Origin of the sequence: Streptomyces sp. NBC_00996, assembly GCF_045162675.1 — a bacterium.
Lineage (GTDB): Bacteria > Actinomycetota > Actinomycetes > Streptomycetales > Streptomycetaceae > Streptomyces.
Window position 1 is genome coordinate 9,439,191 of record NZ_CP108723.1, and the last position, 22,498, is coordinate 9,461,688.

16 protein-coding genes and 4 pseudogenes are annotated in these 22,498 nt (G+C 69.9%); 10 read left to right on the plus strand and 10 right to left on the minus strand.

The window, feature by feature from the left end; all coding sequences use genetic code 11:
• Nucleotides 1–333: 333 nt before the first annotated feature.
• Nucleotides 334–3,993: a LamG-like jellyroll fold domain-containing protein gene (locus OG390_RS43665; protein WP_406175745.1), complete on the minus strand. Its 3,660-nt coding sequence runs from the start codon at nucleotides 3,991–3,993 to the stop codon at nucleotides 334–336.
• 420 nt (nucleotides 3,994–4,413) lie between these two features.
• On the opposite strand from OG390_RS43665, the gene OG390_RS43670 reads away from it, so the two are divergent.
• The 7 genes and pseudogenes from OG390_RS43670 (at nucleotide 4,414) to OG390_RS43700 (ending at nucleotide 11,240) form a co-directional block, all read left to right on the plus strand.
• Nucleotides 4,414–5,436: a LacI family DNA-binding transcriptional regulator gene (locus tag OG390_RS43670; RefSeq protein WP_406175747.1), complete on the plus strand. Its 1,023-nt coding sequence runs from the start codon at nucleotides 4,414–4,416 to the stop codon at nucleotides 5,434–5,436.
• A 141-nt stretch (nucleotides 5,437–5,577) separates the two neighbouring features.
• The gene (locus tag OG390_RS43675; protein ID WP_406175749.1) at nucleotides 5,578–6,825 is read left to right on the plus strand and encodes an extracellular solute-binding protein; all 1,248 of its coding nucleotides are present in this window, start codon (nucleotides 5,578–5,580) and stop codon (nucleotides 6,823–6,825) included.
• Nucleotides 6,826–6,845: 20 nt separating this feature from the next.
• Nucleotides 6,846–7,835 carry a carbohydrate ABC transporter permease gene (locus OG390_RS43680; RefSeq protein WP_406175751.1) on the plus strand — a complete coding sequence of 330 codons (990 nt, stop codon included), beginning with the start codon at nucleotides 6,846–6,848 and terminating at the stop codon, nucleotides 7,833–7,835.
• Nucleotides 7,832–8,656: a carbohydrate ABC transporter permease gene (locus tag OG390_RS43685; protein WP_406175753.1), complete on the plus strand. Its 825-nt coding sequence runs from the start codon at nucleotides 7,832–7,834 to the stop codon at nucleotides 8,654–8,656. The genes OG390_RS43680 and OG390_RS43685 overlap by 4 nt, the downstream gene beginning before the upstream one ends.
• Before the next feature lie 78 nt (nucleotides 8,657–8,734).
• Entirely contained in the window at nucleotides 8,735–10,477 is a 1,743-nt protein-coding gene (locus OG390_RS43690; RefSeq protein WP_406175754.1) for an amylo-alpha-1,6-glucosidase, read from the plus strand.
• 127 nt (nucleotides 10,478–10,604) lie between these two features.
• Nucleotides 10,605–11,044 (plus strand): annotated as a pseudogene (locus OG390_RS43695) (RHS repeat domain-containing protein); the annotation flags it as partial.
• 19 nt (nucleotides 11,045–11,063) lie between these two features.
• The gene (locus OG390_RS43700) at nucleotides 11,064–11,240 is read left to right on the plus strand and encodes a hypothetical protein (protein ID WP_406175756.1); all 177 of its coding nucleotides are present in this window, start codon (nucleotides 11,064–11,066) and stop codon (nucleotides 11,238–11,240) included.
• Between the two features lie 471 nt (nucleotides 11,241–11,711).
• On the opposite strand, the gene OG390_RS43705 is transcribed toward OG390_RS43700, so the two are convergent.
• From OG390_RS43705 to OG390_RS43720, 4 genes and pseudogenes are all read right to left on the minus strand, one after another.
• The gene (locus OG390_RS43705; RefSeq protein ID WP_406175757.1) at nucleotides 11,712–12,188 is read right to left on the minus strand and encodes a CBS domain-containing protein; all 477 of its coding nucleotides are present in this window, start codon (nucleotides 12,186–12,188) and stop codon (nucleotides 11,712–11,714) included.
• Nucleotides 12,189–12,427: 239 nt separating this feature from the next.
• A complete protein-coding gene (locus OG390_RS43710) occupies nucleotides 12,428–13,573 on the minus strand; it encodes a flotillin domain-containing protein (RefSeq protein ID WP_406175758.1) in 1,146 nt (381 codons plus the stop codon).
• A 148-nt stretch (nucleotides 13,574–13,721) separates the two neighbouring features.
• On the minus strand, nucleotides 13,722–15,020 hold the full coding sequence (locus tag OG390_RS43715; RefSeq protein WP_406175759.1) for an SLC13 family permease: 1,299 nt from the start codon (nucleotides 15,018–15,020) through the stop codon (nucleotides 13,722–13,724).
• 67 nt (nucleotides 15,021–15,087) lie between these two features.
• Nucleotides 15,088–15,519, minus strand: a pseudogene (locus OG390_RS43720) (cation:proton antiporter); the annotation flags it as partial.
• Nucleotides 15,520–15,749: 230 nt separating this feature from the next.
• Here OG390_RS43720 and OG390_RS43725 point away from each other — a divergent pair.
• On the plus strand, nucleotides 15,750–16,811 hold the full coding sequence (locus OG390_RS43725; RefSeq protein WP_406175761.1) for a PucR family transcriptional regulator: 1,062 nt from the start codon (nucleotides 15,750–15,752) through the stop codon (nucleotides 16,809–16,811).
• 81 nt (nucleotides 16,812–16,892) lie between these two features.
• Here OG390_RS43725 and OG390_RS43730 read toward each other — a convergent pair whose 3' ends face one another.
• The 3 genes and pseudogenes from OG390_RS43730 to OG390_RS43740 all read right to left on the minus strand — a co-directional run bounded on the left by OG390_RS43730 (nucleotide 16,893) and on the right by OG390_RS43740 (nucleotide 18,101).
• Nucleotides 16,893–17,213, minus strand: a complete 321-nt coding sequence (locus tag OG390_RS43730; protein ID WP_406175762.1) for a hypothetical protein — start codon at nucleotides 17,211–17,213, stop codon at nucleotides 16,893–16,895.
• A gap of 205 nt (nucleotides 17,214–17,418) precedes the next feature.
• Nucleotides 17,419–17,775 (minus strand): annotated as a pseudogene (locus OG390_RS43735) (DNA-binding protein); the annotation flags it as partial.
• 119 nt (nucleotides 17,776–17,894) lie between these two features.
• The gene (locus tag OG390_RS43740) at nucleotides 17,895–18,101 is read right to left on the minus strand and encodes a three-helix bundle dimerization domain-containing protein (protein WP_406175764.1); all 207 of its coding nucleotides are present in this window, start codon (nucleotides 18,099–18,101) and stop codon (nucleotides 17,895–17,897) included.
• 178 nt (nucleotides 18,102–18,279) lie between these two features.
• Between OG390_RS43740 and OG390_RS43745 the strand changes: the two are divergent.
• Nucleotides 18,280–19,688 (plus strand): annotated as a pseudogene (locus OG390_RS43745) (MFS transporter).
• A 145-nt stretch (nucleotides 19,689–19,833) separates the two neighbouring features.
• Here the strand turns inward: OG390_RS43745 and OG390_RS43750 are convergent.
• Both OG390_RS43750 and lgt read right to left on the minus strand, forming a co-directional pair.
• The gene (locus tag OG390_RS43750) at nucleotides 19,834–20,544 is read right to left on the minus strand and encodes a phosphatase PAP2 family protein (protein ID WP_406175766.1); all 711 of its coding nucleotides are present in this window, start codon (nucleotides 20,542–20,544) and stop codon (nucleotides 19,834–19,836) included.
• Nucleotides 20,545–20,666: 122 nt separating this feature from the next.
• Nucleotides 20,667–21,551, minus strand: coding sequence for a prolipoprotein diacylglyceryl transferase (gene lgt, locus OG390_RS43755; protein ID WP_406175768.1), 885 nt, complete (start codon nucleotides 21,549–21,551; stop codon nucleotides 20,667–20,669).
• A 145-nt stretch (nucleotides 21,552–21,696) separates the two neighbouring features.
• Between lgt and OG390_RS43760 the strand changes: the two genes are divergently transcribed.
• Nucleotides 21,697–22,203 (plus strand): MarR family winged helix-turn-helix transcriptional regulator, encoded by a 507-nt coding sequence (locus OG390_RS43760; protein ID WP_406175770.1) that lies wholly within the window; start codon nucleotides 21,697–21,699, stop codon nucleotides 22,201–22,203.
• Nucleotides 22,204–22,498 lie beyond the last annotated feature (295 nt).

Genomic DNA, 22,498 nt, shown 5'->3' on the forward strand with positions numbered 1-22,498 from the left:
GAGGGGATCAGGACACACCGGCTCACCGGACCTGACCCGCCGGCGCCTGCGCATGCTCAAGGCCTTTGTCCTGATCGTGGAAGATGTTGGTAGCCGAGACTGGACCGCAGAGCTTCACGCCCTGACGCCGGCCTGATCTTCTCCGTACTGACCACCTTCCTCGGCCCGGAACGCGCCGCCGCCTCCTGGCCGACCCCGCACCCGCTGTCGGCCTGCCTTGCTTCGGAGGCCTGATCCGAGGGCGACGGACCGCGCCGCGATCGGCGGCAGCAGACGCCCGGATCCGTCGACCGTGACGGACCCGGGCGTCTGCTTGCAGCACCGGCGGCTAACTCATCGCACATCCCGCGCGTACGGCGCGACGACGATCCGGTCGATCAGCGGCGCGTAGCGGGAGCGGAGCAGCACTCCCGGGAAGGTGTCCGAGGCGTAGGTCGTGCCGTCGAAGTTGGGCAGTTCCTCGGAGCGGAAGGTGATCGTGTTCTGTCCCTTCTTCAGCTGGACCGGGACGGTCAGCTCCCAGAAGTTGTCCTGGTGGAAGCTGTGCGGGAAGCCGACGCGCTGCGTCTCGCCGCCGTTGACGCTGATGTCGGCGTGGCGGGCGAGCGGGTCCGGGTTGTAGTGGGTGGCCTCGGACTGCTCGGGGTTGGAGTAGCGGATGCGCAGCGCGTACAGGCCGGTCCTGTCCGCGGAGACGGTGAACGTCGCCGAGTTGCCGTTGCCCGGGTCGCCGCCGATCCCGGTGATCGCCGTACCGTCGGTCGCCAGGGGCAGCGAGGTCAGTGCGGCCGTGCCCGCGAGCTTGGCGTCCTGCGCCTCGTACGTACGCGCATTGAGGGTGCCGTCGGTGGGTGTGACCGTCAGCCGGTCGACGAGGGTGGCGGCCGAACCGCCGGTCACCGTCACCTTGTTGATGCCGCCCGAGAGGGAGACGGCCACCTCGTCCTTGCCCTTGGTCACGTGCAGTACGTCATGCCCGTTGACGGAGAGCCGCGCGTCCGCGCCGCCGAGTGTGTCGACCTTGAGGGTGGCTTCCCGGTCGGCCGGCGAGTAGACCCAGAACGTGGCCTTCTGGTTCCTCGCCACCCGGACCGCGCCGGAGCCGGTGGCGGGGATCGCGGTGTGCTTCGGCAGGTCGTAGACGGGCCGCGCCCCGCCGCTCGTCCAGGCCAGTTCGCCCTCGTGGACTTGAGTGGCCGCCGAGGCGTCCGGCAGGGACAGGGTGAGGCGGTCGACGATGGTGTCGCCCTTGGTGGCGTGCTTGCCGTCGAGGCTCTTCGCGGCGAGCGTCAGGGTGTGCTTGCCCTTGGTCAGGTGGACCTTGCTGTCGGTGTGGTCCCACACCACCCACTTGTAGCCGAGCGGCATGTAAAGCTCCTGCTCGCTGTCCGCCTGTCCGTCCACCCTCAGGAACACATTGGTCGGGCCCTGTTCCTTCACCTTGTCGTAGGTGTTGAGGGAGTTGGCGAAGACGCTCAGGTCGTAGGTGCCGTCCTCGGGCACGTCCACGGTGAAGTCGAGCGTGACGTCCGAGCCGGTGCGCAGGCCGCCGACGTCGTAGCCGCCGGAGGTGTAGAACTTCGACACGTCGCGGGTCGAGCCCTCCGGGCCGTTCTCGGAGTAGCCGGACCCGGTGTGGGCGGCGTCCTCCGCCTCGTACGAGCTCTGCCAGCGCACGGGCGCGGTCTGCGTGCCCTTCGCCTTGCCGGCCGGGCTGAGGACGATCTCGTACGCCGAGGACTCCTTCAGCTTCGGCAGCGTGCCGTCGCCGAAGTCGACGACGACCTTGCCGTCGTCACCGACCTTCAGATTCGTCTCGTTCAGGAGCTTCGGGCCGGAGTTGTCGCCGACCTGCCCGCTCCAGTCGATCTCGCTCACCCAGGCGTGGACGTTGTCCCCGAAGACCTCCTTGGGGACGTTGTCGAAGGTGATGTGACCCTTGCCGGTGGACCCGCCGAAGATCAGCCGGGCCTGCTTCTTCTTCTCGTCGAGGGTGGCCACGCCCTGCATGGTGTAGTTCTGGCCCGGGAACGGCGGGGTCACCTTCACGGTGTGTCCGCTCATCGAGGCGTACGAGTGCAGCAGCCACCACTGGCCGTTGCCGCGGCCCGCCTGCACCGCGGAGTCGGAGAGGTTGCCGTCGATGTTCCAGTAGGCGATGTCGGCGTCCACCTTGGACTCCTCGATCGCGGACACCCACTGGATCATCTGGCCGGGGACGGAGGTGTGGTAGTTGAAGGCGTACTCGTTGATGTTGATGGGGAGTCGGGTGCCCTCGCGGTCGGTGTCCTTGAACAGGTCCTTCTCCCACGCCCGGTACTTGGCGATGTTCTGGCGCACCGCCTCCGGGTGGCTCAGCTCGTGCCAGGTGATCACGTCAGGGAGCGTGCCGGCGGCCAGGGTGTGCGTGAGGAAGCCCTTCACCTGGTCGAAAAGGACGCTGGTGTTGGGCCCTGCGATGCGGGCGTCCGGCATCTTGCCCTTGATGAGCTTGTAGGCGGAGTCCCAGGCGGCGAAGAAGTCCTTGGGGTCGCTCAGCCAGCTGACCTTGTCGTAGCTCCACTGGCCGGTGCCGAACATGTTGCCCTCGGGCTCGTTGAACGGCACGAAGACGATGTTGTCCTGGTACTGCTTCGGCAGCTGCAGGACCTGGTCGACCTGCTCGGCGAGCTTCTCCTCGTAGAGCCTGAGCTTCTCCGCGGGGGTGTCACCCGGCCACTCGTACGGGAAGCCGCGGTGGATGTCCGTCATGTAGATGTACACGTCACCGTCGGTGGAGTCGGCCAGCGGCTTCACCACGTCCAGCGCGTCGGCACCGGGGTGCTGCGGGCCGTCCTGCGCCTTGGTGGAGACGGTGCGCAGGCCCATGCCCTCGATGAGGTTGTTGGTCGGGACGTCCGGTCCGTACACGCCGTAGAGCGTGCCGGAGGCGCCGCCGTGGAACTTGCCGGTGACCGAGCCGAGGTCGACGGTGAGGGCTCCCTCGCGGACCACGGTGACGGTTGCCTTCACGGCCTGCCCGGCCGCGGTTCCGGCCACCGTGAAGGTGCCCGACCCGGCGTACTTCTCGGGCGGTACGTCGTCCCACGTGATCGGCGTGTCGCGGTCGTAGCCGTCGGAGAAGGTGGAGCGGACCGAGGCGGGCGGGGACGGGGCGGTCCCGGTCGTCGTACGGACGTCGAAGGACGTCTGCGAGAGCTCCTGGAGGGTGGGCAGGGTCCCGACCGTGCCGGCCACCTGCTCGGCGGTGAGCGCCGAGTGCCAGACCGTGAAGTCGTCGATCGCGCCCTTGAGCAGCGGGTCCTGGTAGAAGGACTTGCCGATGTAACCGGCCGCCGTGGCCGAACTGTCCAGCAGGTCCTTGGCCTTGACGGTGGTCGCGGCGGAGGAGACCGCCACGCCGTCGAGGTAGGTGGTGACCCGGCGGGCGGCGGTGTCGAGGGTGACCGTCACGGTCCGCCAGCCGTCGGCGGGCAGGGGCGCGTAGCCGGAGACCTGTGCCTCCGCGCCTCCGCCGCCGGTGGTCACGGCGGTGCGCAGCACTCCGCCGTTGGACGGCGTCGTGAACAGGTACTTGTTGGAGTCGGTGCCCAGATCGAAGATCCGCTGCCAGGCCGGCTTGTCATCGCCCCACTTCACGCGGGCTGAGACCGTCAAGTCGCTTGCGTCGCCGAGGACTTCGAGGGGGAGGCGGACGTACGCGCCGTTGGAGGTGGGCGCACCGCCGGGCAGGGACAGCGCCTTGCCGCCGTCGGAACCCGCGACGGACTGGGCGGTGGAGCCGTTCTCCAGGGTCGCCGTCAGGCCGTTGCCGGAACTGTCCGTGATCTTGCCGGCGGCGAGGTCGTCCTGGTCGAAGGTGTAGTGGGCGGTGGGCTGGGGCGTATCGGCCGCCTGCGCGAGGGCTGCCGGTGCGGCCAGCAGGCCCGCACCAAGAGCCAGCGTCATGGCGGCCGGGGCCCGGCGCCGGGTGGATCTGTCAGCAGATGGCATGGATTGCGTCCTCGATCCTGTGTATCGGCGTAACGGCGTGTCGGCAAGCATCGAACCGGTTCGATCAACCTCGCGGCAGCGACGAACTCTTTCGGTCGGCGGGGTGGCGGCTCTGCGGTTCCAAGGAAGGTGTGGAACCGCCCTACGGTCGTCGGAAGGATCACTTCATCGAACCGGTTCGGGGAAGCTAGCATCGGAAATCCTGGCCATCAATCCCCCCGACCCCAAGAGATCCGGACCTTCTGCCGGATACGAAAAGTCTCGTCGGGGGTGTTGACAGACCTTGCGCCTATTCCTACCTTCACTTCACGCGAACCGGTTCGACGATCGGATCCGCGTTGCGTTCCACTCCACACCCTCATGAGCCGATGAGTACTCTCTCCACCGAGAACTCGAACCGGTTCGAGCAAGGAGCCACCCGTGAACATCGGAGAGATCGCCCGCCGGGCCGGTGTCTCGCGGAGCACCGTCTCCTACGCCCTGAGCGGCAAGCGCCCGGTCTCGGACGACACCCGCCGGAAGATCCAGCAGGTCATCGACGAGCTCGGCTACCGCCCGAACGCCAGCGCCCGCGCCCTGGCCAACGGCCGGACCAGCACGATCGGCCTGGTCTTCCCGCCGGCCGGCAACCACTACACCGGCATGCAGCTGGACTTCATCGGCAGTGTGGTGGAGGCCGCCGCGGCCTACGACTACGACGTGCTGCTGTCGCCGAGCGGTGTGGACAGCGACCGTTCGTTTCAGCGGCTGCTGGGGGAGCGGCGGGTCGACGGCGCGATCCTGATGGAGATCAGGCTGGAGGACGACCGTGTCGACCACCTGGCCGAGCTCGGCTTCCCGTCCGTCGCCATCGGCCGTACCGCCCATCCGGAGGGCGGCTGGTGGGTGGGCCTGGACCACACCGCGCTGGCGGCGGCGTGCGTCCATCACCTGGCGGATCTCGGCCATCGCCGGATCGCCTTCGTCAACCGGCCCGAGCTGCTGCTGCGGGCCGGATACGAGTCCGCGCACCGCGGCCTGGACGGCTTCACCAAGGCCGCGGCCGAGCGCGGGCTGACCGTGGGGACGTACTGCTGCGGGGACGACGCCGCCTCCGGCCAGGCCTGCCTGGAGCAGATCCTGCACGACGACCCGGCCACCACCGGCCTGGTCACGCTGAACGAGGCCGCACTGGGCGGCCTGTACCGGGGGCTCGCCCAGGCCGGACGCCATGTGCCGCGCGACTTCTCCGTCACCGGGGTCGTCGCCGGCCGTTGGGCGGAGACGGTGACCCCGCAGCTCACCGCCGCCGACGTACCGGCGGAGGAAATGGGCCGGCGCGCCGTCGACCTGCTGGTGGAGCGGCTCGACCACCCTGACGCGCCGCCCCGGCACCACCTCCTCGCACCGCCGATCTCCCTGAGGGCCAGCACCGGGCCCGCCGGAACCGGTACCGCGCCCTGACCGCACCCGCGTAGTTCTCTTCCTCGATCCGCTTCACCTCACGGACGCCCGAACCGCCCGACAGTGCCGTTCGCCGTGCCCGCCTGTCCTCACCACCCCGTGCCTCGGCACCCGCATGCCCAGAACAAAGGAACCCTCGCGATGAACAGCATCTCCAGACAGCGCCGTCTGACCGCCGCAGCCGTGACCGCCCTCGCCGTGGCCGTCACCGCCACCGCCTGCTCCTCCGGCTCTGGCAGCGCCGACACCAAGGGCGCCGGCAGCGGGACGTACACCATCTGGGACCCGTACCCGCAGTTCGACAAGACCTCGGCCTGGGCGAAGCTGCTGGACCAGTGCGGTACCAAGGCCGGGGTGAAGGTCAAGCGGACCGCCTTCGACACCAGCGACCTGGGCAACAAGACGCTGCTGGCGGCCCAGCAGGGCAACTCCCCTGACGTCCTCATCGTCGACAACCCGGTGGTGTCGACCCTCGCCGAGGCGGGGGTGCTCACCACGACCGCCGACAACAAGCTCGACACCTCGAAGGTCGACCCCAACCTGCTCGCGGCCGGCCAGTCGGGCGGCAAGACCTACGGCACGCCGATCGGCGCCAACACCCTCGCCCTCTACTACAACAAGAAGGTCCTGAAGGCGGCCGGCGTCGACATCGCCTCGGTCAAGGACTGGAACTCGCTGACGGCGGCCCTGGCGAAGGTCAAGAAAGCAGGCAAGAAGGGCATCACGTTCTCGGCGATCGGCACGGAGGAGGGCAGCTTCCAGTTCCTGCCCTGGTTCTGGGGCGCGGGCGCCAAGCTGACCGAACTGGACTCCGCCCGGGCCGTGTCCGCGCTGACCCTGTGGAAGGACTGGCTGAAGAACGGCTACGCTCCCAACTCGGTGCTCAACAACACCCAGACCACCAGCTGGCAGGAGTTCGCCAGCGGTGACTACGCGTTCAGCGAGAACGGCACCTGGCAGCTCGCCAACGCCAAGAAGGCCGGCTTCGACTACGGCGTCCTGCCCATCCCCGCGGCCACGGGCGGCAACGCCGCCGCCCCGACCGGCGGCGAGTTCGTCACCATCCCGGTCCAGAAGGACTCCGCCCGCTACGCCACCTCCCAGAAGCTGGTGACCTGCCTGACCAGCGGCGACAACCTCTACGACACCGACACCACCCTGTCCTACGTGGCCCCCACCAGCGAGGTCCAGGGCAAGCAGGTGGCCGCGAACGCCGCCCTGAAGCCGTGGGTCGACGCGGTCAAGGCCGCCAAGGGCCGCACCAGTGACGACATGGGCACCAAGTACCCCAAGATCTCCGAGCAGATGTGGAAGGCCGTCCAGTCCGCCCTCAGCGGGTCCAAGTCGCCCAAGGACGCGCTGTCCGAGGCCCAGTCCGCCGCCAAGTAACCCGACCACAAGGGTCGTTGATGAATCACACCACAAAGCTGCCGGACCACCGGTCCGAGCGCATCCGGGGCGGGGCGGCGTCGCACGCCGCCGCCCCGTCCCGGGCCCGCAGCAGGAAGCGCCGTCGGCCCACCTCCACCCAGTGGGCCGCCTGGGGATTCCTCGCCCCGGTGACCGTCTATCTCGCCCTCTTCTACGCCTATCCGCTCTACCGCAACCTCGACCTGAGCCTGCGCGACTACACCGTGCGCTCCTTCGTCCAGGGCGACGCCCCGTTCACGGGCCTCGCGAACTACCGCACCGTCTTCGACGACCCGACCTTCGCCCCTGCCCTGCTCCACACCGCGCTCTTCACCGCCGTGTGCCTGGTCTTTCAGTACGCCATCGGGCTCGCCCTCGCGGTCTTCTTCAACCAGAACTTCCGGCTGTCGGCCACCCTCCGCGCCCTGTTCCTCGTACCGTGGCTGCTGCCGCTGATCGTGTCGGCGTCCACCTGGTCGTGGATGCTCAACAGCGACTCCGGCATCGTCAACGCCACCCTGCACGCCGTCGGCGTCGACTCCGTGAACTGGCTGACCTCGCCGTCCTGGTCGCTGGCCTCGGTGATCATCGCGAACATCTGGATCGGCGTTCCGTTCAACCTGGTCGTGCTCTACAGCGGTCTGCAGTCCATCCCGGCCGGACTGTACGAGGCCGCCGCGCTGGACGGGGCGGGGGCCTGGGGCAGGTTCTGGAGCATCACCTTCCCGCTGCTGCGCCCGGTGTCCGCGATCACCCTGCTGCTGGGGCTGGTCTACACGCTCAAGGTCTTCGACATCATCTGGATCATGACCAAGGGCGGCCCGGCGGACTCGTCCACCACCTTCGCCACCTGGTCCTACCAGCTCGGCTTCGGCAACCTCCTGCCGGCCTTCGGCCCGGGCGCGGCTGTCGGCAACCTGCTCGTGGTCGCCGCCCTGGTCTTCGGCCTGGTCTACGTCCGCGTACAGAGAAAGCAGGCGCTGTCATGAGCCGCATACGCAGGCGTACGTGGGGAAAGACCACGATCGGCGTCGTGCTGACCGGGATCATGCTCTTCCCGGTCTACTGGATGATCAACGTCTCCCTCACCCGCGACCAGGACATGCGCAAGAGCCCACCGGACCTGCTGCCGCTGCACGGTACCCTGGCCGGCTACCGCACCGTCCTCGACGTGCAGCTGCCCTACCTCGGCACCAGCCTGGTCATCGGCCTGGGCACCGTCCTGCTGACCGTGCTCCTGTCCGCCCCCGCCGGCTACGCCCTGGCCAAGCTGCGCCCGCGCGGCGGCGGCATCCTGAGCTTCGTCCTGCTGGCCGCGCAGATGATCCCCGGCATCATCATGGCGATGGGCTTCTACGCCATCTACCTGCAACTCGGGCTGCTCCAGTCCGTTCCCGGCCTGATCGTCGCCGACTCGACCCTGGCCGTCCCGTTCGCGGTGCTGATCTTCACGGCGTTCATGTCCGGCATCCCCGGCGAGCTGCTCCAGGCCGCGCAGATGGACGGAGCGAAGGCCCTGCGCACCTTCTGGTCCGTCGTACTGCCGATGAGCCGCAACGCCGTCGTCACGGTGTCCCTGTTCGCCTTCCTGTGGTCCTGGTCCGACTTCGTCTTCGCCAGCACCCTGGTCAACGGCGGCACCCATGAGCCGATCACCCTCGGCATCTACCACTACATCGGCAATAACAACCAGCAGTGGAACGCCATCATGGCCACCGCCGTCGTGGCCTCGCTGCCGGCCGCGGTGATCCTCGTCCTGGCCCAGCGCTACGTCGCCGCCGGCGTGACCGCCGGCGCCGTCAAGGACTGATCCCCCCAACCCCCTCACCATGACTGGCCAGTTGTCAGTCGGCTGCTGCCCCCTGCTCCAGAAACGAGTCACGCCACCATGACCGCCGCCCCGTCCGGCCCGGCCTTCTCCGTCCACGACATCCCGTTCAGCACCTACGGATCCTGGTTCGACATCTCGCCCGTGGTGGCGGAGAAGACGTACGCCGAGGACCTCCACCTCGTGTCGCACCAGAACGGCATGCACGGCGTCCTGCGCCTGGTCCCCCTGAACACCACGGTGGAGGAGGGCGACCGCGCCGAGACCCGCGTCGAGGCGGCACCGGGCCTGCTCAGCTGGATCGGCGAGAGCGGGCGCATCGACCTCGCCTACGAGTCGCCGGACGCCGTACGCCTGCGGGGCAGCGGCCTGGGCATCGGCGTCTTCGCCGCCGCGCAGGCCCTGACCCCGTTCAGCGGAACGTACTTCTTCCACGACCCGGCGGCGGACGGGCACGTCTTCACGTCGTACGAGACCGGACGCCGCTACCGCGTCACCGTGCTGTCCGGCACCCTCGCCGAGGTGGCCGGGGCGCAGGCCCTGGGCAGCGCCGACCGTGGTGTCGCCGTGACCGCGGACGCGGACGGGGCCTGGGAGATCGCGGTCGATGAACTCGACACCGCGCGCCCGCCGTACGTGTCCTCGGGGACCTTCGACGACATCGTGGAGTCCGCGCGGCGTGCGTTCGCGGACTTCGTCGACGCGGTGGCCCCCTGGCGTTCGTCCGCCACACCGGCCGCCGAACTCGCCGCCTACGTCGTCTGGTCGGCGACCGTACGGCCGGCGGGCCTGGTCACCCGGCCCGCCGTGCTGATGTCCAAGCACTGGATGGACAAGGTCTGGAGCTGGGACCACTGCTTCAACGCCCTTGCCCTGGCATCTGGTTGCCCCGAACTCGCCCTGGACCAGTTCGCCCTGCCCTTCGACCACCAGGACGCCGGCGGTGCCCTGCCCGACTCGGTCACCCACTCCGAGGTCCTGTACAACTTCGTCAAGCCGCCGATCCACGGCTGGGCCTTCGGTCAGCTGCGCCGCCTCCTGCCGACACCTCCCGGCCAGGACCAACTGGCCCAGGCGTACGCCCGGTTGGAGCGATGGACCGCCTTCTGGCTCACCGCGCGACGGGCGCCCGGCGCCGAACTGGCCTACTACCAGCACGGCAACGACAGCGGCTGGGACAACGCCACCACCTTCGACCCCGAGCGCATGGTCGTCACCGCCGACCTGGCCGCATTCCTCGTGCTCCAGCTGCGCGAACTCGCCGAGCTGGCCGAGGAGTTGGGCAAGGAGGACGCGGCGCGCCGCTGGACGGCCGCAGCCGAGGAGACACAGAGCGCGCTGCTGGACCAGCTCTGGACCGGAGAGCGGTTCGTCGCCCGGGGAGTCGTCGGCGGGGACACCTGGAGCAGCGCCAGCCTCCTCGACCTGATGCCCATCGCGCTGGGCGAGCACCTGCCCGGCGAGATCAGCAGCGCGCTGGCCGACCACATCAAGGCCCACCTCACCCCGTACGGCCTGGCCACCGAACTGACCACCTCGCCGCACTACCTCGCCGACGGCTACTGGCGCGGCCCGATCTGGGCCCCCGCCACCGTCCTCGTCGAGGACGGCCTGCGCCGCGCCGGCCACCACCGGCTGGCCGACGACGTCAGCGCCCGCTTCCGCGCCCTGTGCGAGACCCACGGTTTCGCGGAGAACTTCGACGCCCTCACCGGAACGGGCCTGCGCGACCGCGCCTACACCTGGACCGCCAGCAGCTACCTCCTCCTCGCGGCGGCGCACGCACACCGAGACGGCCACTGACCGGCCGCCTCCCACCCAGCCCCGGGGCCGGACGGGCCCCGGTCCCCCTCCCTCCTTTCCCCAGGAGCCGCACAGTGAAGCCGTTCACAGCACCCCCCGGAACCACAGCCCGCACCAGACGCCGAAGTACGCCCACGACGACGCCGGACGCCTGCGCGAGACCTGGGACCCCAGGGTCTCCCCGGAGCTGAAGACGACCTACGGGTACGACTCCGCGGGCCGGGTCACCCAGTTCACGCCGCCGGGCCAGCTGGCCTGGACGTTCGGCTACGGCAAGGTCGGCACCGATCCCGTATCAGGCGACGGCATGCTGCTAAGGCATCCCGCCCGACGCTCAAGGCCGGCTTCGCGAGTGAACTCGACGGAGGTACGGCCCAGACCTCGGTTGTGTACGGCGTACCGCTCACCGGTACCAAGGCCCCTCAGGCCATGGGTACCGGCGATGTGGCGGCCTGGGGGCAGCTCGACGCGCCTTCGGACGCCACTGCGGTCTTCCCGACAGGCGCCGTTCCGGCTGCGAGCAGCGGTGCCTCCCTCGCGGCGGGCGACTACGGCAGGGCCATGGTGCCCCACAGGGCGGAGGTTCTTGCCGCTCGCACTCTTCCTCATCGCCGCCGGAGCAAGCCTGCTGCGCGCCGTCGACATCCCGGAAGTGGCCAACGCCATCGCCTTCCCCCTGAACCTCGCAGTCGTCCTCCTGCCGCTCAGGGAGATCCGCAGCCGTCGTCACCACACGCGTGCGACCAACCGTCCCGCACGGTAGCGGAACGGTGTCCGGACGTGGGTGCGTCACCCGCCACACATTGCCAACGTGGCGTACGCACACTCCCGCCGGCCCACGGCTGACGCACAAGCTGTTCGCCGCAGCCTGTGCACAGACTGCGGATGGTTCGCGGGTCGGCGCAAATGCGGTGATGTCGTGCCAGTGCGGCACTAGCGGCCCACCGCGGGCCAGGAGGCGAGCGGCGCCTATCCCGCGGATATCAGGCGGGGCCCACCGCTCCTGTTCGGCGGCTGTCTGGTCAAAAGCACTGCCCACTCCTAGGAATGGCTGGTGGGAACACCGAGACCGTCTGCCGGGGCGGGAAACCCCGAGAGACAGCTTGCTGCAGGCACGTGCCGGGAGTCGCGTCGGCCCTTCTCAGCCACCGCGACGGGATCGGCCACCTGCCGGCCACCTGCCGTGGCGACGCCGGGTCGCCTGAGGCGTAGCGGACGGCAATGACCGTCGCAGTCAGCGCGTCGTCAATGACCCTGCAGCGCCGAGGAGTTCGTGGAGCAGGTGTGAGGCGGTGATCACTCCGAGCAGGTGGGTGCCGTCCTTGGCTTTCTCCGCCACCGCGACCAGGGGGCTGCGGACCTGGGCCATGAGGGCGGCGACTTCCAGTGCGGTGTCGTCGGGGTCGGCGATGGGTGGCGGGGTGGCCTTGCTGGACAGGCAGTCGCCGACGGTGCGGCCGGACAGTGCCTGGCACAGCCGGTCGGCGTGCTTCTCGTCGACCACGGCGGCCAGTGTCGGGTCCTCGACCACGTAGGCGGGGACCAGGACCTTGATCATCTGGGAGGCCGGAAGGATGGCCTTCGGCTCACCGCGCTCGTCGAGGACGAGCAGCCCGGGGAGCTTGTGCTCGGCCATCAGCCGGGCGGCCTCCATCGCGTCACTGGTGACGCTCACCGACTCGTACTCGACCGCCAGGTCACGTGCGCGCACGGCCGACTCCTCACTGTTCGAAACGTTCCTGATCACAGCGTCGTACGCCGCAGAGACAAAGGCCAGGGCATTGACGGAAACATACGTCTCAGCGTGCTCGACACCTACGGCGCTGTCGGTTGCTCGCTCGTTGCGTGGATCTCCCGGTTGCTTGGCACCGTTGTGCCTCCGCGGTGAGCACCGATCGGGGTCCGGCCGTCTTGCTCCTGGCCGGACTCCGGTGATCCTACGGGTGGTTTCTACCCGGCGATGGCGATCTTCCCGTTGGACTCGGCGGGCGCCGTGGCCGTGGGCTGGGCAACGGTTGCCCGCTGGGTGATGCTCTTCAGTAGCTGGGCGAGGTCGACTCCGGTGGTGGAGCTGAGGAGCTCCATGCCCTGGGCGACGTTGTCGGCCACCGTGCGCGACAGCTGGGAGGCGCCGTCCGTGGAGATCACCGTCATCTTGTCGATGGCGCTGAGCGGCTCGGACGCCTTGGCGACCACCTGCGGCAGCGCCTCGACGAGCATCTGCATCTTGGCCGCGTCGCCGTACCGGGCGAACGCGTCCGCCTTCTTCTGCATGGCCTCCGCCTCGGCCGAGCCCTTCGCGGCGATCGCGGCGGCCTCGGCCTCGCCCTCGATCCGGACGGCGTCGGCGAGCGCGGCGCGGTGCGCTTTCTCGCCCTCACCGGTGAGCCGGGAGCGCTGGGCGTCCGCCTCGGCCTGCTTGACCAGGGCGATCCGGCGGGCCTCGGCCTCCTGCTCGGCCTGGTAGCGGGCGGCGTCGGCGGGCTTGCGGACCTTGGTGTCCAGCTCGCGGTCGGTCAGCGCGGCCTGGCGCTCGGCGACCTTCTCCTGCTCGGACAGGACGTCCTGGCGGCGGGCGGCCTCGGCCAGCGGGCCGGCGGCTGCGGCGCGGGCCGCGGCCTCGTCCGTCTTCACCCAGATCTCGGCCCCGCGCGCCACCGGTGTTCCGCTCTTGGCCGCGAGTTTGACCGGCTGGCCCGTGAGGCGCACCAGCACCTCGCCGTAGCCGTCGGCAGGGATCGCGGTGACCACGGCGCCGGAACTGCCGACGAGATCGTCGGCTCGCGGAGCGAGCGAGGTCTGGTCACGCATCAGGGTCCGGTTGAACTTCCAGGTCAGCCAGCCCGCTCCGATGCCCGCCCCCGCGCCCACGACAGCTGCCGGGCCGGCGCCGAACCCGGTTGTGCCCAGTGTGATAGCGCCGCCGAAGCCCAGCATGGAGACGAACCCGGCGATGACCGGCAGCGACAGCAGCCCGTCGAAGAGTCCGTCCAGGACCCCGAGTCCGTCGAAGAGCCCTTCCAGCACCTCGTCGAAGACGAGCGAGAGCGCGAGGAGGACGACCCCCGCGATGCCGAGACCGAGAAACAAGGCCACCGCACCCACCTCCCCGTTGACGCCGGTCGTGTCCGGCGCTGCTCTCGCCGTCCTGCCGGATGCTCCCACGCGCATGAGGGGTCGTTCATTGCCGTGTTCCGGCAGTCTTTACGCTTCTTTGATGCCGGTCCCGGCCCGGGATCATGCGTCACGCCAGGGCGAAGTAGCGCAGCCAGACATAGCCGAGGGAGATGGCCACGGTCACGGCGGTGACGATCAGGCCGTACTTGGTGAACTGCCAGAAGGTGATGGGCTGTCGGCCTCGTTCGGCGATGCCCAGGACGACGACATTCGCGGAGGCGCCGATGGCCGTGGCGTTGCCGCCCAGGTCGGCTCCCAGCGCCAGCGCCCACCACATGACGTGGTCACTGGCGCCGCCCATGTTGTGGACCAGGTCGGCGGTGATGGGGGCCATGGTGGCGACGTACGGGATGTTGTCGACGATGCCGGACAGGACCGCCGAACCGGCCAGCAGCGTCATGGAGCCGCCCAGTTCGTTGCCGCCGATCAGGTCCGCCAAGTGCTGGGAGACCTCGCTGACGACGCCGGTGTCGATGAGCCCGCCGATCATGATGAACAGGCCGGCGAAGAAGGCGAGCGTGGGCCACTCCACCTCGGCCAGCACCTCGCTCGTGTCGGCCGTGGAGACGGCGATGAGCAGCCCCGCGCCGAGCAGGGCGACGATGCTGGGCTCGTAGTGCAGCACCGGGTGCAGGACGAAGCCGGCCACCACCAGGGCGAGCACGATCAGACCCTGGATCAGCAGGCGCGGGTCCTTGATGGCCTCGCCCTCCTCCAGCGCCATGATCTCGGCGGCGCGCTCCTCGTCGTAGACGAACGACTCGCGGAACATCACCCGGCACAGCAGCAGGAGGACGACCACCAGCACGGCGGACAGTGGGGCGAGGTGGACGAGGAAGTCGTTGAAGGTCAGATCGGCCCGGCTGGCGATGATGATGTTCGGCGGATCGCCGACCAGGGTCGCGGTGCCGCCGACGTTGGAGGCGAACACCTCGGCGATCAGGAAGGGTGCGGCGGGCAGGGCGAGGCGCTCGCAGACCAGCAGTGTCACCGGGGCGATCAGCAGCACCGTCGTCACGTTGTCGAGCAGCGCGGAGGCGACCGCCGTGATGACGACCAGCATCGCCATCACCCGGAAGGGTTTCGCCCGCGCCCGCTTCACCGACCAGATCGCCAGGTACTCGAACATGCCGGTCTTCTTCAGCACGCCGACGATCATCATCATGCCCATCAGCAGGAAGATGACGTTCCAGTCGATGCCGGAGTCCTCGGAGTAGAACGCCGAGACGTCGTCGGTCGCCCCGATCGCCAGCATCAGCCCCGCGCCGCCGAGGGCCACGGCGACACGGTGGATCTTCTCGCTGATGATCAGGGCGTACGCGCCGACGAACACGACGATCGCCGCCCAGCTGTGCCAGTCGTTCACAGTCCTCCGATACGTCGTTCCATCAGGCACGCGCCGGCGACCCGATCCGCCCGGCGGATCGGGTCGCCTTCGCCGGAACTTCCTTGCGGCCCACGATCGCCGAGGCGAACACCGGGTCGGTGGGCGCGAGCACCGCACCCACCAGGAAGGACGTCGTCCAGTCCAGGCCCACCAGGTAGTGCGTGATCAGCGCCATGCCGACGAAGGCGAGCGGCATGCCCAGACCCAGTGCACGGGCCGGGTTGCGCCAGTTGGCGCGCAGCTTCGGCAAGGAGACGTGCATACCGTCGGTGAACAGCACGGCGAACAAGGCGAGATCGGCCGTCACGGAGACGATCTCGCTGTCCGGAGTGATGTGGATCAGGCCGAGAAACCCGTCGCTGACGAGAGCGCCGCCGACGAGGAACGGGAAGGAGGTCGACAGCACCGTACGGGCCGCGAGACCCGACAGCAGCACCGCGACGAGCAGTGCCACTCCGAATACGACGATGAGCACCATGGCCGGAATCCCCGATCAGCGAAGAGTCTTGTAGCAAGACGCCGACCAGGCTTCCCGGCACACCATCAGGAACCCTACACGTTCTTTACGTGACATCGGCAGGCTCTTGGTGTGCACTCGGCCGGCCCTGTTTTTGCCGGACTCCGGCAGCACATCCCACCCCATCGGCATGCCCACCACGAGTGTGCGCTAGAAAGGCGTCACAGCATCATCAAGGGCACGGGGGCGGCATGGCGGAGCAGGAGATACCCGAGGAATACCTGGCAGGGTATGCCCGGATCCTGGCGGACGCCTCCGCGACCGGCCGCCGACTGACCCGCGGCGAACTGGACTCCCGCCGGGCCCTGGGCGAGCGGGCCGCAGAAGCGGGTTACGGCCTGCGCGCTCTGGTCGGCGCGCACTTCGCCGCGACGCGGACGAACTGGCCAGGCACGGACGCCGCTTCCGTCGACGGCGTGCTCGCCGCCGCGCAGCAGGCTGTCGACGCCTTCGCCGAAGGCTATGAGCGGGCCCAGCGTCAGGCCGTGCGCCAGGAGGAGGCCGCCCGCCGGGAGTTCATCGACGACCTGCTCTACGGACGCAGCGACCTGGGCCTGCTCGCCCAGCGCGCCGAACGGTTCGGCCTGCGGCTGTCCTACGAGCACGCCGTCGCGGTCGCGCGCGGGACGGCCGCGTACGACGAAGGCGATGCCGTGCCGCGTGAGGTGGAGCGGGCGATGAACGGACGGTTCGGCGACCGCAGCATCCTGCTCACCACCAAGGACGGCCGGCTCGTCTGCATCGCCCCCGGCGACCAGGACGAAGTCCTCGCCTTCTTCGCCAAGCAGGCATACGCCGCCACCGGAGGCGGCCAGGTCGCCATCGGCCGCCCGCAGCCCGGCCCGGGCGGTGTCGTGCAGTCCTACGAGGAGGCCCTGAGCGCCCTCGACCTGGCCGAACGCCTGGAACTCGATGCCCCCGTCCTGCGCGCCGCCGACCTGCTGGTCTACCCCGTCCTCACTCGTGACCGGCAGGCCATGGCAGACCTGGTCCTCAGCGCCCTCGGTCCGCTGCAGCGGGCCCGTGGCGGTGCCGAACCGCTCATCGACACGCTCACGGTGTACTTCGACTCGGGCTGTGTCGCGGCGGAGGCGGCCCGGCGCCTGTCGCTGAGCGTACGCGCGATGACCTACCGCCTGGAACGTATCCACCAGCTCACCGGCGCCGACCCGGCCGACCCGGTGCACCGCTACACGCTGCAGACCGCGGTCATCGGAGCCCGGCTGCTGGACTGGCCGGCCCACCAGTTCTGAGTGAGCGTCCGGAGGATCAGTTGGCGATTGCGGCCAGAACCTCCTCGCGCAACCGGTGCATGTCCTGGGCCAGGGCCTCGGTCACTCTCTCCTTCCACTGCCGGGCAAGCCGCCAGCATCCTGCTGTCCAGCGGCAACGGGGGCAAAGGACGGATGACTACGCCGTACGAGAAGGCAGTGGGTTTCTACAGGGACGGGCGCCGCGACATCGGCCACCTCCTGCGCACCCTCGCAGTCGCGGCCGAGGGCGACCGGGGCGACGAGCACACCATCGAGTCCCTCACCGACGACTTCGCCGAGTACCAGGAACTGATCGGACGCGCCCTGGTGAACGACAACCGCACCGGCGGCAAGACGGCTGCCCTCGCCGACTACCGCAGGGCAACCGACCTGCTGCAGCATCAACTCCTGTCGAAATCAGGGAGGTTGGTCACCTCCAACAACCAGGCGTTCAACCGGCAGTACGCCGGGACACGCTCGACGCTCGCCGCCGAGCCTGCGGCCGTCGTGGTGCTTGGTGTGCTCCCGCTCGCCGTACTCGGGGTCCTGCGCCCGCCTGGCCGGCGAGCGTCACCGCGACCAGCCGTGCCTTGAGCGGGGGCACGGTGACGTAGTCGACCAGCAGCGAGGCGGCGACCACGAGGCCGGACGACGGGCCGAGGTTGGTGGAGACGACCTCGTAGGAGCCGCCGCCGCTCGGGTAGGCGCTGACCACCTGGCGGTAGGAGAGCACCACCACGGTCAACAGCAGTACGACCGTGCCCGCGATCCACGGCGTGAAGTGCAGATAGGCCAGCCCGCCGAGGGAGAGGACGAGCAGGATCTCCTGAGTCGCGTACGCCACCGAGGACAGCGGGTCGCAGGCGAAGATGGGCAGGGCGAGGCGTTTGGGCAGCAGCGTCTCGTGCAGTTCTTCGCTTCGCATGGCCCGGCCGATCACCAGGCGCTTGAGCAGACCGGTCATTTGAAGCGGGAGGCATAGCCATCTTCGGCGGCCTAAGGGTTGAGCCGCGGCGCGCCGATTGAGGTCGCCACGCATCTGAGAGGCGGGCTCCGCCGGGTCCCGCACGTCTGTCGTCTCCCTCAGTCGGCGTGCCCGCCCAGGGTGCGGCGGGCCTTGCGCTCGACGAGTACGGGCACATGGGTGCGGATCGGCGTGTCGTTGAAGGATTCGCGGGCTTCGGTGACCGCGGCGTCGATCTCGTCGGGCGTGTGGCGGTCGCTGTAGGAGGTCTTGAGTCGTTCGGCGATGCGTCGGATGGCGGTCTCTTCGTCCAGTTCAATCGACACGGCTCTCCCTGACGTCAGGGCCTGTTTTGTCTTCCTGGGGAGGTCCGAGGCAGCGCCATGGACATTCCTCGACTCCGTCATCCGGGCGGAGCGGGTGGTGCTGCCACGGCACCCGAGATGGAACGGTAGCAGAACCTTTCGGTTACCGATATATCTTGCGGGCAGGCGCTGGTCCGCCGTGTTCACCGCGGAGCGGGCCCGCCCGGAAGGGATACGGTCACGGCCGAATGCCTGGTGGCCGGCGGTGGGCACGGTGTGCTTCGGGGCGTTCATGGGGCAGTTGGACGCGAGCATCGTGACGCTCACCTACGGCAGCCTGCGCACCGAGTTCCATGCCTCGCCGGTAGCGGTGGAGTGGGTGTCGCCGGCGTATCTGCTCACCCTGGTTGCTCTGTTGGTTCCGGCCGGGCGGCTGGCGGACGCGTACGGCCGCAAGCTGCTGTACCTGTACGGGTTCGCGGTGTTCACGCTGGCGTCCGCCGCCTGCGGTCTGGCTCCGTCGCTGACCGCACTGGTGGTGTTCCGGGTGGTGCAGGCTGCGGGGGGCGGCGCTGATGCAGGCCGACAGCGTGGCGCTGGTGACCACGAGCGCGCCGCGGGAGCGGATGCCGCACTGCGCTGGGTGTGCAGGCCGCCGCGCAGGCCCTGGGACTGGCCCTGGGCCCGACGGTGGGCGACGCCCTGGTCTCCACGCTCGGCCGGCGGTGGGTGTTCGGCGTCAACGTGCCCATCGGTCTGGTCGCTCTGGTGGCCGGGCACTACCTGCTGCCGCGTACACAGGCTCGGACGCGGGTGGCGGGGTTCGACTGGGCCGGACTGGGGTTGTTGGTGGTGGCAACCACCGGGGCGTTGCTCGGGGTGTCGGCGGCTTCCGGGCCGGCGGTACCCGGGTGGGGCGTCGGGCTGCTGTTCGCCGTGGCGGCGGTGGCGGGTTGGACGTCCGTTGCCCGGCAGGGGCCTGTACCGGCGCCGCTGCTGGAACTGGCGTTGCTGCGGATGCGGGCCGTGGCGTTCGGGCTGGTCGGGGCGCTCAGCGGATACCTGGTGCTGTTCGGGCCACTGGTGCTGGTGCCGGTGGTCCTGACCGCGCGAGGAGCGTCGGAGTTGACCGCGGGTCTGGTGCTGACGGCGCTGCCTGCCGGGTTCGCGCTGGCCGCGACCGGCGGCGACCGTCTGCTGCCGCGCTCGCTGACGGACCGGGGCCGCTGTCTGCTGGGCGCCGTTCTCTTCACCGTGGCGGTGACCGGGCTGCTGGTGGTGCCGCTGACCGTGTCCGGGCTGGTGCCGTTGCTGTTGTTGACCGGGGTCGGGTTGGGTACGTTCACGCCGGCCAACAACACGCTGATCATGGGGGCGATCCCCGCGCGTTCGTCCGGTACGAGCGGCGGCCTGGTCAACATGGCCCGGGGTCTGGGTACGGCCCTGGGCGTCGCGCTCGTCACACTCGCGCTGCACCTCGCCGGCGGCGGGGCCTCGGCCGGCGCTCGCTGGGCGGCGCTGGTCCTGGTCGGGGCGTCGGCAGTCGCAGTTGTCTCGGCGGTCCCGGGACCGCGTCGACCGGTTGCCGGACGGGTGCGTACGCGGTGAGCCGGCAGGTGGCCGCGTGGGTGCCGGACGCGTTGATGGCCGGTGCGGATGTCGTGGCTATGGCCGTGACCACGACCGGGGCGGTGGTGCTGCAGGCGCGCCGGCCGGCCGCTGTGGCGGGGGCGTGGGCGGTGGTGGCGCTGCGTCAGGGCTGGCTGGCGGTGAGGGCGTTCCGCCGTAGCGGCGGGTAGGCCAGGCGGCCGGTGAGCAGCCGTTGGATCAGGAAACCGAGCGCGAGGGCGGTGGCTCCGGCGACGGCGTCGGTGACGAAGTGGTTGGCGGTGGCGAGGATGACGGTGAAGGTCGCGAAGGGGTAGCAGAGGCCCAGTACCCGCACCCAGGTGCGGCGGGCCAGGAAGGCCAGGGTCAGGCCGGACCAGGCGGACCACACGATGTGCACCGAGGGCATGGCTGCGTACTGGTTGGACAGCGATGCCACGTCGCCGGAGGCCCAGGAGCCCCAGGTGTGGTGGACGACCACCGTGTCGATGAACCCCTGCCCGGTCAGGAAGCGGGGCGGGGCCGTTGCGCAGAACGCGAAGCCGGTCAGGGCGAGCAGGGTGGCGGTGTAGAGACCCGTACGCACGGAGCGGTAGCTGCCAGGGTGCTGGAGGTACAGCCACACCAGTACGCCGATGGTGACGATGAAGTGCAGGGTGGCGTAGTAGTAGTTCATCCCCACGATCAGCCAGCCGACCCGGTCGGTCGCGTGGTTGACCGTGAGTTCGATGTCCAGGTGCAGTGCCCGTTCCGCGGCCAGGATCTCGTGTGCGCGGTGCAGGGCGGCGGAGCGGTGGGCCGGGACGGCGTTTCGGGTGACGGTGTAGGCCCAGTACAGCAGCGCACTGAAGGTCACCTCCACCCACAGAGGCGGCCGCTCGACTGGGCGCAACCGGGCGGGCAGCAGGGGAGCGACGCGCCGGCCCGGACTCGGCCGATCCGGCGCGCCCCGTACCTCCTCCGCTTCCGGGACTCCCGTCACGACAGCCTCTCGCCGGACGCCTGGGTCGGCACAGACACCAGCGCTTCACCGTCCGAACCCGGATACCGTGCATCGTCATCCGGGCGGGGGCGGCGGGTGAGGACCAGATACGCCAACGCCCCGGTGAACAGCAGGAGGGAGACGTAGTCGTTCAGACGCAGGCCGAGGAAGTGGTTGGCGTGGTCGATGCGCAGCGCCTCGATCCAGGCCCGGCCGGTGGTGTAGGCGAGGACGTAGCAGGCGAACAGCCGTCCGCGGCGCAGGCGTCGGTGGTGCCGGGCGTCCAGCCACAGCAGCAGCGCCATGACTCCGAGGTCCCACAGGGACTCGTACAGGAAGGTCGGGTGGTACAGGGCGACGCTGGGGCTGTCGGCGGGGCGGTTGGCCGGGTCGATGTACAGCGCCCAGGGCAGGTGGGTGGGCCGGCCGTACAGCTCCTGATTGAAGTAGTTGCCCCACCGTCCGATCGCCTGGGCCAGCACCAGCCCCGGCGCGACGGCATCCGCGAAGTCGGCGAGCCGGATGCCCCGGCGGCGACAGCCCAGCCAGGCGCCGACCGCGCCCAGGGCCACCGCGCCGGGGATGCCCAGACCGCCGTCCCAGATGTACAGCGCGTGCAGGGGCTGCCTGCCGGCGGCGAAGTACAGCTCGGGGTCGGTGACCACGTGATACAGACGGCCGCCGAGGATGCCGAAGGGAACCGCCCAGATCGCGATGTCCGCGATGTCCTCCCGGCGACCGGCCCGCGCCTCCCAGCGGCGGCCGGTCAGCCAGACGGCGGTGAAGATGCCGGCCAGGATGCACAGCGCGTAGGCGCGAATCGGGATCGGCCCGAGGTGCCACACGCCCTGGGAGGGGCTGGGCAGGTACGCCAGGTTCATGAGCTCGACCGTTCTGCACGTGCAAGGCCCGGCCGACGGGCCGGGGAGGACTCGTACGACATTACATCGGGCACCGAAGTAATTGGTGGTCAGGTGCCGCCCAGGACGAACAGGTGTACACGGCTGTCCCGGCTATCCTTGCCGCATGTCCGCGCAGCCCCGCTCCGAGCTCCCACTGTCCCGGTCCGCCGCTGAGGCGCCGGACGCCCGGCTGCTGACCGAGGCCGTGACCAGGCTGCGTCGCGCGCTGAGGGCCTCGATCCGTACCGACTACCCGTGGGAGACGCTGCCCATGGCGCAGGTCGAGCTGCTGCAGGTGCTCGGCGAGCACTCGCCAGCCCGGGTCAGTGAACTGGCCACCCGCCAGCGCCTGGCCCCCAGCACCGTCAGCGGGCTGATCGGCCAGATGATCACCGCGGGGCTCGTGGTCCGTGAGGTCGACCCCGCCGACCGCCGCGCCTCCGTCGTCACCCTCACCGACGCCGGCCGCGAGCAGCTCACCGCCTGGACCGGCGCCCACGAGCGCCGCATGGACGCGGCCCTCGCCGCCCTCGACGACGACGCACGCGCGGCCCTCGTCGACGCGCTGCCGGCGCTCTTCCAGCTCGCGGAGAACCTGGGCGAGTCGGGCGACGGCCCGGCAATGGGCTGACCCGCCGGATCAGGCCATCGACTACTGGTCTGTTCCCGCCCTCCTGCGGCAGCCGGGCACCAGCCTGCTGTGCTGGCTCCGCCGCCGACCGGCCCGCCTCGGCGTGCTGCGCGACCTTGCCGTCGGAAGTGGGCCGGTCACCCGCGACACCCTGGACGGCCGGCGCCCGGCCAAAGTCGTCGGCGGCGTCCGCATGCACCTGATCACCGGCGGTGCCTAGCCTGCGCGTGACGAACGGCGCGCCGCCCTCGCATGCCGGCTGCCCGTACGGACCACACAGGTCCGCAACCCGGAA

Excerpts from the sequence above, each read along its gene's own strand:
- OG390_RS43760 (WP_406175770.1), top strand. The coding sequence starts at position 21,697 with ATGTCCGCGCAGCCCCGCTCCGAGCTCCCACTGTCCCGGTCCGCCGCT.
- OG390_RS43680 (WP_406175751.1), top strand. The coding sequence starts at position 6,846 with ATGAATCACACCACAAAGCTGCCGGACCACCGGTCCGAGCGCATCCGG.
- lgt (WP_406175768.1), bottom strand. The coding sequence starts at position 21,551 with ATGAACCTGGCGTACCTGCCCAGCCCCTCCCAGGGCGTGTGGCACCTC.
- OG390_RS43725 (WP_406175761.1), top strand. The coding sequence starts at position 15,750 with ATGGCGGAGCAGGAGATACCCGAGGAATACCTGGCAGGGTATGCCCGG.
- OG390_RS43665 (WP_406175745.1), bottom strand. The coding sequence starts at position 3,993 with ATGCCATCTGCTGACAGATCCACCCGGCGCCGGGCCCCGGCCGCCATG.
- OG390_RS43690 (WP_406175754.1), top strand. The coding sequence starts at position 8,735 with ATGACCGCCGCCCCGTCCGGCCCGGCCTTCTCCGTCCACGACATCCCG.
- OG390_RS43685 (WP_406175753.1), top strand. The coding sequence starts at position 7,832 with ATGAGCCGCATACGCAGGCGTACGTGGGGAAAGACCACGATCGGCGTC.
- OG390_RS43730 (WP_406175762.1), bottom strand. The coding sequence starts at position 17,213 with ATGCTGCAGCAGGTCGGTTGCCCTGCGGTAGTCGGCGAGGGCAGCCGT.
- OG390_RS43675 (WP_406175749.1), top strand. The coding sequence starts at position 5,578 with ATGAACAGCATCTCCAGACAGCGCCGTCTGACCGCCGCAGCCGTGACC.